Below are 13287 nucleotides of genomic sequence, written 5' to 3'. Positions count from 1 at the left end.
GGATGACCGGGCGTTCGGCAATAAGCCGGTATGGAGACGGATTATCGTTGTCTGCGCCGGTGCAATCATGAACATTTTGTTCGGTATTGTACTGATGATGGTTTTGCTGGTGCAGCAGCCGATGTTTACCTCCACTACCATCGCGCAGTTTGCGGAAGGCTCCGCTCTGCAGAAGGCGGGTATTCAGGCCGGCGACCAGTTTTATTCCATCGATGGCTACCGTGTGCGCACCGACCGCGACCTGAGCTTTTCCCTGGCTACGGCAAATCCGCAGTCAATCGATATTTCTGTGGTGCGAAAGGGCGAGAAGCTTACGTTCCACGACGTGAAAATGAACACCCGCCAGAACGGCGATAAGCAGGTAATGGTGCTGGACTTCTATGTGTCCGGCATAGAGAGAAATCCGGTCACGCTGATCCAGAAATCCGGTGCGGATACGGTTTCCGTCGTTCGCATGGTCTGGTACAGCCTGGTTGGCCTGGTGACGGGTCAGTTTGGCCTGAATGATATGGCCGGGCCGATCGGCGCGGCAGATGCAATTTCGCAGGCCGCTTCTATGGGCCTGAAAGAAGGAATTCTGCCCGCGGTCAATAACATTATCATGATGATGATGATGATTACCGTCAACCTTGGCGTGGTGAATCTGCTGCCTTTGCCGGCTCTTGACGGCGGCCGCCTGATTTTCCTTTTGATTGAACTGGTACGCCGCCGCCCGATCAACCCCAAATACGAGGGCTGGGTACACGCGGCTGGTTTTGCGCTTTTGATGACCTTTATGATCATCGTTACCTACAGCGATGTTCTGCGGCTCTTTACCGGGAAGGGATTGGGAGCATGAACCGAAAATTAACAAGAAAATTGAATGTGGGCGGCGTCGCAATTGGCGGCGATTCGCCCATTTCCATTCAATCGATGCTGAACGTTCCCGCGGCGGATGTGGACGGAAACGTCCGTCAGGCGCGGGAACTGGAAACGGCCGGCTGCGAGATTCTTCGCGTTGCGATTCCGAATCAGCAGTCGGTGCGGCTGATCCCCGCCATTAAGGCGGCCACGACGATCCCATTGGTGGCCGATATTCACTTTGATTACCGGCTTGCGCTCGAATCCGTCGAGGCAGGCATCGATAAAATCCGCATCAACCCCGGCAATATCGGCTCCGACGACCGCGTCAAAGCGGTGGCGGACGCCTGCCGCTCGCACGGTGTTCCGATCCGGATCGGGGTCAACTCGGGTTCTCTGGAAAAAGAGATTCTGGCAAAGCACGGCGGGCCTACAGCCGAGGCGCTTTGCGAAAGCGCGATGTACCATGCGTCTTTGCTGGAAAAATACGATTTTAATGATATTGTCCTTTCGATGAAATCCTCGCGTGTCGATACAATGATCGAGGCGTATGAGCTCGCGTCGCAGGCATGCGATTATCCGCTGCATCTTGGCGTTACAGAGGCCGGCACCGAGCGGATGGGCCTCATTAAATCCGCGATCGGTATCGGCTCTTTGCTGCAGCGCGGCGTCGGTGACACTATTCGGGTGTCTCTTACGGCGGATCCTGTGCGGGAGATTGTTGCAGCGATGGATATTCTAAGAGCGCTGAATCTCCGCAGCGGGGTACAGATGGTATCGTGTCCGACCTGTGGGAGAACGAATATTGATCTGATTGCGATTGCCGGTGAGGTAGAACGCCGTCTGGACTCCTGCAAAAAGCCGATCACCGTGGCGGTGATGGGCTGTGCGGTCAACGGGCCGGGCGAAGCGCGCGAGGCCGATATTGGAATCGCGGGCGGGAACGGCGTTGGCCTGATCTTCAAAAAAGGGGAGATCGTACGCCGTGTCCCCGAAGACAGGCTTGTGGACAGCCTGATGGAGGAAATCGAATCGCTGTAACGCAGCGGTCATTTTGTCAAGGAAAAGGATGTTGGAATGAAAACCTTTGCTGAAGTATTTGGTACATACCTCAATCCCCCCGGCACGACATGTCCGGAGGGAACCGTGCTTTCCCTGCGGATCGACGAGCAGAACCGGGAGCTGGCGATAGAGACGGCGTTCCCGGTCCTGGTGGAGCGCCCGGTCCTTTTTGCGCTGGAAGAACAGCTGAGGGAGGCGCTGAATGTCCGCAGGGTAACCGTGCAGCCCCGCTATGCGAAAGAATTGTTCCAGACGGAGTATTTTCCGGAGCTTGCGCAGGAGCTGCGGCGCAGAGACGCCAGCCTCAACGGCAGCCTGAAGGGCGCCGCCGCACGCTTAGAAGGCGACACGCTCATCATCACGCTGTCGCACGGCGGGCGCGATATGCTGCTTTCGCGCGGGTTTGACAAGGCGGCCTCCCGCCTGATTCAGGAGGAATTTGGCCTGACGCTCAAGGTATCTTTCGACGGCACCGTCGAGATTCAGGCGGACGACGCCCGCTTTATCGAACGGGTGAAGCAGGAGCAGGAAACCGAGCGCCGGCAGGCAGTGGAAGAAGAGATGGCACACTATGATGCCATGATGAACGAAGGCGGGAGTAAAAAGGTCAAAAAGAACCCGCATTCCGTCAGTGTGCGCGGCGGTGATACGCTTCTGCCGACTGTCCTGCTGGATACCGTGAAGCTGCTGTATGGCCGTATGGGCCGCAGCACAAAGCCCGTGCCGATCGGCCGGGTTGGGCCGGATTCCGGCACGGTGACCATCTGGGGCGAAATCTTCAGTATGGATGAACGCCAGACCCGCGATAAATCGAAAAAAATCTATTCCATCAACATAACGGATTACACCGGCTCCATGACCTTAAAGCTCATTGAGGAGAACAGCCAGTGCCGCGCGATCGATACCCTGAAAAAGGGAAGCGCCATTCTGGTGAGCGGTGAAATCAGCTACGATAAGTACGACCACGAAATCGTTCTGCGCCCTCGCGGAATCAGCACGGTGGAGCTGCTCAAGGTTGTCGATGACGCGCCCGAAAAGCGTGTGGAGCTGCATCTGCATACCTCTATGTCCAGTATGGACGGCATTACCCCGGTGGGCGACCTGATCAAACGCGCCGCCGAATGGGGGCATAAGGCCATTGCCATTACCGACCACGGCGTGGCGCAGGCTTACCCGGACGCCATGAATGCCGCCGCGGCCGTCCGCAAAAAAGGAGCAGACTTCAAGGTCATCTACGGCATCGAATCCTATTTTGTCAACGACATGGTTCCGGCCCTGATGGGGGAAACGGAGAACACGCTGGACGATGAGTTCATCTCGTTCGATATCGAAACCACCGGTCTGAGCGCGGAGCAGGACCGTATGACCGAAATCGGCGCGGTACGGATCAAAAACGGGGAGATTGCCGACAGCTTCGATATTTTCGTGAATCCCGGCATGCACATTCCGGCCAAGATCACCGAGCTGACCGGCATCACGGACGAAATGGTAAAGGACGCTCCGTCCGAAGAGGAGGCCCTGCGGCAGTTCTACGAGTTCTGCGGGGAAAAACCGGTGCTGCTGGCACATAACGCCGCGTTTGATACCTCGTTCATGCACGCCGCGGCCGAGCGTCACGGGATGGATTTCCCGTATCCGTACATCGACACCCTGCCCATGTGCCGTTCGATGCTCAAGGACATTAAAAACTACAAGCTCGATACAGTGGCTAAATATCTAAAGCTCGACCCGTTCAACCACCACCGCGCGTGCGACGATGCGGCGGTTCTGGCAAAGATTTTTCAGAATTTGCTGCAGCGTTTAAAAGAGGATACCGGCGCGACACGCGTCAAAGACATCAACACCTGCCTGGCCGGGGGGAACCCGAAAAAAATCCGCCCGGTGCATCAGATCATTCTGGTGAAGAATCAGACGGGCCTTAAGAATCTGTATAAGCTGATTTCCTATTCTCATCTGGATTATTTCTACCAGAAGCCGCGTATCCCGAAAAGCGTTCTCGTCAAATACCGAGAGGGCCTGCTGCTCGGCAGCGCCTGCGAAGCGGGTGAGCTGTATCGTGCGGTGGCCGGCGGCCAGCCGTGGTCTACGCTGAAAGAAATTGCCGGGTTCTACGATTATCTCGAAATCCAGCCGATCGACAACAACCTGTTCATGGTGCGAAATGGTCAGGTGCCGAACGAAGAAACGCTGCGGGAATACAACCGCACGATCGTCCGTTTGGGAGAAGAGCTGGATAAGCCTGTCGTCGCCACCTGCGACGTTCATTTCCTCGACCCGAAGGACGGCGATTACCGGAAAATCCTGATGGCGGGGCAGGGCTTTGCCGACGCGGACGCGCAGGCGCCGCTGTACCTGCGCACCACGCCCGAGATGCTGGAGGAATTTGCGTATCTCGGCAAAGAAAAGGCATACGAGGTCGTTGTGACCAACACCAATAAAATTGCAGATATGATTGATGAGATTTCGCCAATCCCGCCCGGGGTGTTCCCACCGTTCATCGACGGAGCGGAAGAGGAACTCAATCGCATTTCATGGGAGCGGGCGAAAGAGATTTACGGCGATCCTCTGCCGCAGATCGTCCACGACCGCCTCAAGCGCGAGCTGGATTCCATCAATAAGCACGGCTTCTCCGTGCTGTACATGACGGCGCAGAAGCTTGTGGCCGATTCTGAGGCGCACGGTTACCTGGTTGGCTCTCGTGGTTCGGTCGGCTCTTCGTTCGTGGCGAATATCTCCGGTATTTCCGAGGTAAATCCGCTGGCGCCGCATTATATCTGCCCGAACTGCAAACACAGCGAATTCATCACGGACGGCAGCTACGGCTCGGGCTTCGACCTGCCGCCGAAGCAATGCCCCGTCTGCGGCACCGAATACGACCGCGACGGCCACACCATCCCATTTGAAACCTTTTTGGGCTTCGACGGCGACAAAACGCCTGATATCGATCTGAACTTCTCCGGTGAGTACCAGAGCGACGCCCACCGCTATACAGAAACGCTGTTCGGCAAGGACAACGTCTTTAAGGCCGGTACCATCGCCACTGTGGCGGATAAAACGGCCATCGGCTTTGTCCGCAAATACGCCGAGGAGCAGGGGACGGTGCTTCACCGGGCGGAGGAGCTGCGTCTGGCCACCGGCTGTACCGGGGTCAAGCGCACCACCGGCCAGCACCCGGGCGGCATGGTCGTTGTGCCGCGCGGCATGGAGATTTACGATTTCTGCCCGGTTCAACACCCGGCGAACGACCAGAAATCCGACAACATCACCACGCACTTCGACTTCCATGCGATCCACGATACCATCTGCAAGCTCGACGAGCTGGGGCATGATGTTCCGACGATTTACCGCTATCTGGAAGACTACACGGGCATCCCCGTAATGAAAGTTTCCATGAGTGACCCGAAGGTGATGTCGCTGTTTACCTCTACAGAGGCACTCGGCGTGACTCCGGAGGACATCGATTCCCCCACGGGTACTTTCTCTTTGCCGGAGGTGGGCACCGGCTTCGTCCGCCAGATGCTGATGGACGCGCAGCCCAAAACCTTCTCCGACCTGCTGCAGGTTTCCGGTTTGTCCCACGGTACGGATGTCTGGCTCGGCAACGCGCAGGATCTGATTAAGAACAAAACCTGCACGATTTCTGAGGTAATCGGTACACGTGACAGCATCATGACCTATTTGCTGCTTAAGGGTCTGGAGCCGAAAATGGCGTTTAAGATCATGGAGATCACCCGAAAGGGTAAAGCATCCCAACTGCTGACGCAGGAACATATTCAGGCGATGAAAGACCACAACGTGCCGCCGTGGTATATCGATTCCTGTATGAAGATCAAGTACATGTTCCCGAAAGCCCATGCGGCGGCCTATATGATTTCTACCCTGCGCCTCGGCTGGTATAAGGTGCATCGTCCTGTGGAGTATTACGCCGCTTATTTCACGGTGCGCGGCGAGGACTTTGACGGTGCCGTGGTGCTGCAGGGTCGCGAGGCCGTGCGCCGTAAGATGAACGAAATCACGATGAAGGGCAAAGAGGCCAGCAAAAAGGAAGAGGACGCGTTTGCCACCTTCCAGATCGTTAACGAGATGCTGGCCCGGGGTATTGAGGTTTTGCCGATCGACCTGTACCAATCCGACGCAAGAAAATATCTGGTGGAGGATGGGAAAATCCGTCTGCCGTTCGCGTCGCTTTCCGGCGTGGGTGAGGCCGCGGCCAACAGCCTTGCGGCAGCGCGTGAAAACGGCGGGCCGTATATTTCGATTGATGACCTGCAGACCCGTTCCAAGGTTTCCAAATCGGTGATTGAAGCGCTGCAGGTGGCGGGTGCGCTGAACGGCCTGCCCGAAAGCAGCCAGATGAGCCTGTTTTAAATAGTGATCCATTCACTTTTAAATGGTCTTATGCCAATATATCGATTTTCCCCTTAAGTGAAAAGAAGGGATCACTTTAAAAAATGATGTCACTACATGATTACGCTCGAAAGCCCGGCAGAGCCTGCCGGGCATTTTTTGTTGAGGAACCGGCTTGCCTGGTTCCTCTTTTTTGAATATTCTTTATTTGATAAAACGACAGCCGTTTTTTATCGTCGATCTGTAATTTCTACGTTTTTCCTATACTCGTCTGCTGAAATGGGGGACAATTTCAGCATCATGAAGGTATAAAAATGCAAAATAAGCCTTGAACCCCTCAGTTTCTTATGCTATCATATTAGCATGTTAAAGCAAAGGCGGTGCAATGAATGAAAAAATACCATAAAATCACTCCCGAGGGCATTCGTGACTATCTGTTTGAAGAGTGCCTGGTCCATCATCACGTGGAGCACCGTCTGGAAGAGGTGTACCGTAACAGAGGCTTCCGTCAGGTTGTTACGCCTGGCTTGGAGTTTTATGATGTATTTGACCCGGAACGCTCCGGAATACCGTCGGAAACCATGTATAAGCTGACAGACCGCAGAGGGAGGCTACTGGTGCTAAGGCCAGACTCCACCTTGCCGATCGCTCGGCTTACGGCAACCCGGTTGCAGGGGCAGGAAAAGCCCCTGCGTTTATTTTATACCCAACAAGTGTACCGGAATCATCCGGGGCTAAGCGGACACGCGGACGAGATCATGCAGTCCGGGGTAGAGCTGTTGGGGGCCGGCGGGCACCGGGCCGATTTGGAAATCCTTGTAACGGCAATTGAGGCGCTTTCCGCCTGTGTGCCGGATTTCCGAATCGAGCTTGGGCACGCCGGTTTTTTTCGGGCCATTGTGGCCGGGATGCCGGTTTCGGAAGAGGTTCTGGAGGATATTCGCGGCTATATCGAAACGAAAAATTACCCCGCGCTTGACGAAATTCTCGATTCCCTGCCCGATTCCCGTGAGGCGGCCGCCCTGCGGCAGCTGCCCCGGCTGTTCGGCAGAGAAGAAATATTCGAGCAGGCCGAAAGCCTCGATCTTCCGGACAGCGCCAAGGAGCCGATCCGGTATTTGAAGAAGCTGTACGGCATGCTTTCGGAGCTGCGGCTTTCAGAGCGCATCATGGTCGACCTGGGTCTGGTACAGAGAAACGATTACTATACCGGTATCGTGCTCAGCGCTTATGTTCCCCAGGCGGGCGAGGCGGTTCTGGTCGGCGGGCGCTATGACCATCTGCTCGAGCTGTACGGCGCGCCGATGCAGGCCATCGGGTTTGCCGCGAATGTGGATGTTCTTGCGGGCGTTATGGCCGCCGAGGGCGAAGAAACGGCAATTGCTCCCGCACAGATTCTGGTGCATGGGGAAGACGGCTTTGAGATCAAAGCGCTGGATTACGCGGCACGCCTGACGGAGCGCGGAATTTTCTGCGAGTTTTCTGTGTTTGAGGATCGCGAGCAGGCCATCCACTACGCGGTGGCGATGGGGATTCCCCAGGTGGATTTTGTCTCTGACGGTACAGTTTCGATCATGCTCACAAAGGAGGAAAACGGATGACTCCGTTAAAAATAGCGCTGACAAAGGGCCGCCTGGAAGAAAAAACGGTTGCCCTGCTGGAAAAGATGGGATATGACTGCTCCCAAGTACGCAATAAAGGAAGGCGCCTGATTCTGCCCGTGGGCGATGGCGAAATCGAGGTAGTTCTGGCCAAGGCGGCCGATGTGATCACCTATGTTCAACACGGCGTCTGCGATTTGGGCGTCGTCGGCAAGGACACGATTATGGAAAGCACCGGCGGTTTTTTTGAGGTGCTCGATCTCGGCTTCGGCAAATGCCGGTTCGCGGTGGCGGGCCCCAAAGATTCCGGTATTTTCGAAGGCTACTCGGTGAAAACCGTGGCGACCAAATACCCGAAGGTGGCCCGCGCCTTCTTTGAAAACCGCGACATGGACGTGCGCATCATCAAAATTGAAGGTTCGGTAGAGCTGGCTCCTTTGCTTGGTCTGGCCGAAGCTATTGTAGACCTGGTGGAAACCGGAACCACCCTAAAGGAAAACGGGCTCGAGATTCTCGAGATCATCTGCCCGATTTCCGCCCGGCTGATTGTCAATTCGGCGGTGATGAAGCTGAGAAAGGATGAAGTTGAGGCCCTGGTTTCTCGCATGAGCCAGGCCATCCAAAAGAAGGAGGAGAAAGTATGCTTAAAGCAATCCAGCTAAGCGGGGAAGAAGGCCGCCGCGTGGTGGAACAAATCCGCCGCCGCGGCGAAGAAAAGGATAAGCTGGTCGATGCCCGCGTTGCGGAGATTCTGGAACAGGTACGAACCCGCGGCGACGCGGCCGTGGAAGAATACACCCTGCGGTTCGACGGTGCGCTGCCGGCCAAGCGCGAGCTGAATCGCGAGGAGATGGCGGAGCTTTCCAAAGACTGCGACCCTGAATTTGTCGCCGCTTTGGAACGGGCCGCGCAGAACATCCGCGATTTTCACCAGCGTCAGGCGCAGCAAAGCTGGCTGACAACCCGCGAGGACGGCGTTTTGATGGGCCAGCGGGTGCGCGGGCTGCACCGTGTCGGCATTTACGTCCCCGGCGGCACGGCGGCATACCCCTCTTCCGTTTTGATGAACGCAATCCCTGCGAAAATCGCGCAGGTGGGCGAGATCATTATGGCGACGCCGCCCCAGAAGGACGGAAAGCCGAACCCGAATATCATGGCAGCGGCGCTGATTGCCGGAGTGGACCGCATTTTCCTGATGGGCGGGGCGCAGGCGGCGGCGGCGCTGGCCTACGGCACCGAGACCGTCCCGCGGGTGGACAAGATCGTCGGCCCGGGCAATATTTATGTGGCCACGGCAAAAAAGCAGCTGTACGGCATCGTGGACATCGACATGATCGCGGGGCCGAGTGAGATTCTTGTTCTGGCGGACGAAACGGCGAACCCGGTGTACCTTGCCGCGGATCTGCTTTCGCAGGCGGAGCATGACGTGCTGGCCTCTGCGATTCTGCTCACGTCCAGCCTGAGCCTTGCGCAGCAGGTTGCCGAAGAGCTGGAACGCCAGACCGCGCAGCTCGAGCGCCGCGAGATCATGGAGCAGTCGCTCCAAAATTACGGGGCGATCCTTGTCTGCGACACCATGCAGGAGGCTGTCGCCTTTGCAAACAGCCTGGCCCCGGAGCATCTGGAGGTCTGCTGCGAAAACCCGATCGAATACCTTGGCTGTATCGACAATGCGGGCTCCGTCTTTTTGGGGAACTATTCCCCCGAGCCGCTGGGCGATTATTACGCGGGTGCGAATCACGTTCTGCCTACAGGGGGTACAGCACGGTTCTTCTCGCCGCTTTCGGTCGACAGCTTTTTGAAAAAGTCCAGCTTTATTTACTACACCAAGCAGGCACTCGCGGCCGCCGGGCCGGACGTGATGACTCTGGCAAAGGCGGAGGGCCTGACCGCACACGCCAATTCCATCAAAGTAAGGATGTGATTTCATTGTACCAGCTGAACAGCAAAATCAGGGACTTAAAGCCGTACGAGCCGCTGGAGGGAGATTACCGGATCCGGCTGGACGCCAATGAGTCCTTTTTATCCCTGCCGACGAACGTGATGTCGAGGATGATGGATGCGTTCGCGTATACAGCCTTCAACCGCTACCCCGACCCGCTGGCTGTGGATGTGTGCCGCATGTTCGCGCAGTATCACAAAATTCGGCCGGAGAATGTAACCGCGGGCAATGGCTCCGACGAGCTGATTTCCGTTCTGATGACCGCCTTTCTGATGAAAGGGGACACCGTGCTGACGCTTTCTCCCGATTTTTCCATGTATCGTTTCTACTCCTCGCTTGTGGAGGTCAGATGCGTGGATGTCGTGAAGAAGAGCGATTTGACCATCGATGTGGATGAGCTGATCTCTGTGTCCAATCAAACCGGGGCGAAGATGATCCTGTTTTCCAACCCCTGCAATCCCACCTCGGTGGGGCTTACCCGCGAGCAGGTGCGGAAGATCATCCGTTCCGTGAGCGCCTTGGTGGTTCTGGACGAAGCCTATATGGATTTCTGGGATCAGTCCCTGATTCAGGAGGCGGAGCAGTACGATAATCTGGTGGTGCTGCGCACCTGCTCCAAAGCGTTTGGCCTTGCGGCGCTCCGCCTTGGCTTTGCAGTAGCGAATCAGACGATCACCGCGGCGCTGCGGGCCGTGAAGTCGCCGTACAATGTCAATTCCGCCACGCAGAGTGCGGCTGCGGCAGTTCTGTCATACCCAAAACAGCTGGAACGCGCGATCGAAAAAATCGTCGATTCCCGTATCGCCCTGTCGCAGGGGCTCCAGCAGCTTCTGAAGAAGAAGCCCGGACGGTTTGTTCTGTACCCAAGCTGCACCAATTTTGTGCTGATCCGCCTTGCGGACGCGCGATACGTGTACGAAAAGCTTCTGGCCGAGGGGATCGCGGTGCGCCTGATGGGCGATTCTCTGCGGATCACCGCCGGCGCTCCGGAAGAAAACACAGAGCTGCTTGCGGCATTGGAACGGATATTATAATCGATTTATTTTTAAAACTAATTTCTTTCCCCCGCAGGCAGGGAAAGATTAAGGTACTTGCATCAGACCATTTTCAAGCGCGGCCCGAATATCAACGACAAAGATAGGGGAAAACGGCTATGAGAACAGCAGAGCAGTCCCGCGAAACACGGGAGACCCAAATCAGCGTCCGGCTGGCGCTGGACGGCGGGGAAACAAAAATCCAGACCGGAATCGGATTTTTCGATCATATGCTGCAGGCGTTTGCCACCCACGGCGGCTTTGGCCTGCAGGTGCAGGTGCAGGGCGACCTGTTTGTAGACGGCCACCACACGGTGGAGGATACCGGTATCGTTCTGGGCCGCGCGTTCCGTCAGGCTCTGGGGGATCGTTCCGGCATCGCGCGGTTCGGCAGCTTTTATGTGCCTATGGATGAAACGCTGGCGTTTGCGGCGGTCGATGTCAGCGGCAGGCCGTTTCTGGTCTTTCAGGCGGAATTCCCCCAGCAGGTGGTGGGTGTTTATGACGCGTGCCTTACGGAGGAATTCTTCCGCGCCTTTGCCATGAACGCAGAGCTGACCTTGCATACCCGTGTGGAGTACGGCAAAAATTCGCATCATATGATCGAGGCCATGTTCAAGGCCGTCGCGCACGCGCTGCGGCTGGCCGTAGCCGAAACCACGCCGGGACAGGTGCTGTCCACCAAGGGCAGCCTGTAAGAAAGAGGGGATTCCATGATCATTTTTCCAGCGATCGATATCAAAGACGGCGCCTGTGTCCGATTGCGGCAGGGCGATTACGATACCGCGCATAAGGTGGCGGAAGACCCGCAGCAAACGGCCGGCTCCTTTGCCAAATCCGGTGCACAGTGGATTCATATGGTAGATCTCGACGGGGCGAAAGCAAAGCACCCCGTGAACAGCGAGGTATTTCTGCGGGCGGTGGAAACCGGCCTGCGGGTAGAAGTAGGCGGGGGCATCCGCACGCTTACGGATGTGGAGTTTTACCTGTCGCGCGGAATTTCCCGGGTGATTCTCGGCTCCGTTGCCTTGTACGACCCGCAGCTTGTGCGTGATTGTGTACAGCGGTGGGGCGAGCAGATCGCTGTGGGCATTGATGCCAGAGACGGCAAAGTGGCTGCGGAGGGGTGGACCCAGACCTCGCAGGTGGATTATATCGAACTTGCAAAGCAGATGGAAGAAGCAGGGGTAAAGTATATCATCTTTACAGATATATCAAAAGACGGAATGCTTACCGGCCCGAACCTCGAGCAGCTCGATGCGTTGAATCGGGCGGTCTTATGCGACATTGTTGCCAGCGGCGGCATCGCAAACCTGCAAAATATCAAGGATTTATGCGGGTTAGGGCTGTATGGGGCCATCTGCGGCAAATCGCTGTACAGCGGCAGTCTGGATTTGAAAGAGGCCATCGCGGCGGCACAAGGAGATAAATAATATGAGTGAAAAGTTAAAAGCCTTTACAGATAAAAACCTGGAGCACTTCTTTCAAAAGAGCGAGCTGATCCCCGTAATCGTGCAGGAGCAATCCACCAAGGAAGTGCTGATGCTGGCCTATATGAACCGGGAATCTTTGCGCAAAACGCTCGAAACCGGGTATACCTGGTTTTACAGTCGATCCCGGCAGGAGCTTTGGAATAAGGGCGCTACCTCTGGCCATGTGCAGCGGGTGATCGAGCTGTACACCGACTGCGACGACGATACCCTGCTGGCGGTGGTCGAGCAGATCGGGGCGGCCTGCCACACCGGGAACCACAGTTGCTTTTACAGAACCATAGGGGAGGATACACAATGAGCGTTTTACAGGAGCTGTACCAAACGGTGGAAAGCCGCAAAACAGAGCGGCAGGAGGGTTCTTATACCTGCTATCTGTTGGAAAAGGGTCTTGATAAAATTCTGAAAAAGTGCGGCGAGGAATGCAGCGAAGTGATCATCGCCGCCAAAAATGGGGATAACAAAGAAACCGTGCTGGAGCTTTCCGACCTTTTGTACCACCTGACGGTGCTGATGGTCAACGAGGGGATTTCCTGGCAGGATGTGGAGGACGAACTGAGCAAGCGGGAGCTGAAAACCGGGAATTTGAAAGAGTTCCATCAGGTGGATAAAAACAGCTGATGGTCTCGCTTGCTTTTATGATACCGGTGACCGTTTGGTTGTTTTAACAGTCTGATTTGTAGAAGCGTGGATTTTTTCTCGGGGTTCCCTCGGGTTGGAATTCTGCTGATATAGGTTTGCCCCTCATGCTGAGGGGCTTTTTCTTTTTTCCATTTTGGTATGAAAGAGCGGATTTTCTGCGGGTATCCCCACGCGGCAGGTTCTTTTTTCTGTGAGTGGTCTCGTGGGAAATTCTGTTGGCACAGGACTTTTCTTCTCGTGCCGGAGTGAGTCCTTTCTTTTTTACTTTAATAGGAAAGAGTGATTTTTAGCGAGTGCCCCCGCATGTGGATTCCGCTTGCGCGGGCTTG

Annotated in this window: 11 protein-coding genes; all 11 read left to right on the top strand. The window is 56.0% G+C overall.

Annotation, left to right across the window (positions count from 1 at the left end; all coding sequences use genetic code 11):
- Positions 1–838, top strand: an 838-nt coding sequence (locus TY09_RS16170) for a M50 family metallopeptidase (protein ID WP_042436485.1), incomplete at its 5' end; no start/stop codon positions are given.
- Positions 835–1881 (top strand): flavodoxin-dependent (E)-4-hydroxy-3-methylbut-2-enyl-diphosphate synthase, encoded by a 1047-nt coding sequence (gene ispG / locus TY09_RS16165; RefSeq protein WP_042436482.1) that lies wholly within the window; start codon positions 835–837, stop codon positions 1879–1881. The genes TY09_RS16170 and ispG, both read left to right, overlap by 4 nt.
- A 36-nt stretch (positions 1882–1917) precedes the next feature.
- On the top strand, positions 1918–6270 hold the full coding sequence (locus TY09_RS16160) for a PolC-type DNA polymerase III (RefSeq protein WP_042436479.1): 4353 nt from the start codon (positions 1918–1920) through the stop codon (positions 6268–6270).
- 368 nt (positions 6271–6638) lie between these two features.
- Entirely contained in the window at positions 6639–7850 is a 1212-nt protein-coding gene (gene hisZ, locus TY09_RS16155; RefSeq protein WP_009060468.1) for an ATP phosphoribosyltransferase regulatory subunit, read from the top strand.
- Positions 7847–8512: an ATP phosphoribosyltransferase gene (gene hisG / locus TY09_RS16150; protein ID WP_009060459.1), complete on the top strand. Its 666-nt coding sequence runs from the start codon at positions 7847–7849 to the stop codon at positions 8510–8512. The genes hisZ and hisG overlap by 4 nt, the downstream gene beginning before the upstream one ends.
- Entirely contained in the window at positions 8491–9774 is a 1284-nt protein-coding gene (hisD, locus tag TY09_RS16145; RefSeq protein WP_042436477.1) for a histidinol dehydrogenase, read from the top strand. The genes hisG and hisD overlap by 22 nt, the downstream gene beginning before the upstream one ends.
- Positions 9771–10826, top strand: coding sequence for a histidinol-phosphate transaminase (gene hisC / locus TY09_RS16140; protein ID WP_242841518.1), 1056 nt, complete (start codon positions 9771–9773; stop codon positions 10824–10826). Before hisD ends, hisC begins: the two co-directional genes overlap by 4 nt.
- A gap of 119 nt (positions 10827–10945) precedes the next feature.
- Complete coding sequence (gene hisB / locus TY09_RS16135; protein WP_042436472.1) at positions 10946–11524, top strand: imidazoleglycerol-phosphate dehydratase HisB; 579 nt, start codon at positions 10946–10948, stop codon at positions 11522–11524.
- Between the two features lie 15 nt (positions 11525–11539).
- Positions 11540–12259 (top strand): 1-(5-phosphoribosyl)-5-[(5-phosphoribosylamino)methylideneamino]imidazole-4-carboxamide isomerase, encoded by a 720-nt coding sequence (hisA, locus tag TY09_RS16130; protein ID WP_042436469.1) that lies wholly within the window; start codon positions 11540–11542, stop codon positions 12257–12259.
- A 1-nt stretch (position 12260) separates the two neighbouring features.
- Entirely contained in the window at positions 12261–12617 is a 357-nt protein-coding gene (gene hisI, locus TY09_RS16125; RefSeq protein ID WP_042436468.1) for a phosphoribosyl-AMP cyclohydrolase, read from the top strand.
- On the top strand, positions 12614–12937 hold the full coding sequence (gene hisE, locus TY09_RS16120; protein ID WP_042436466.1) for a phosphoribosyl-ATP diphosphatase: 324 nt from the start codon (positions 12614–12616) through the stop codon (positions 12935–12937). The genes hisI and hisE overlap by 4 nt, the downstream gene beginning before the upstream one ends.
- Positions 12938–13287 lie beyond the last annotated feature (350 nt).

It is taken from the genome of Faecalispora jeddahensis, from assembly GCF_000577335.1.
Classification (GTDB): Bacteria; Bacillota; Clostridia; order Oscillospirales; family Acutalibacteraceae; genus Faecalispora; species Faecalispora jeddahensis.
This window is presented reverse-complemented; position numbering and strand designations above follow the sequence as displayed.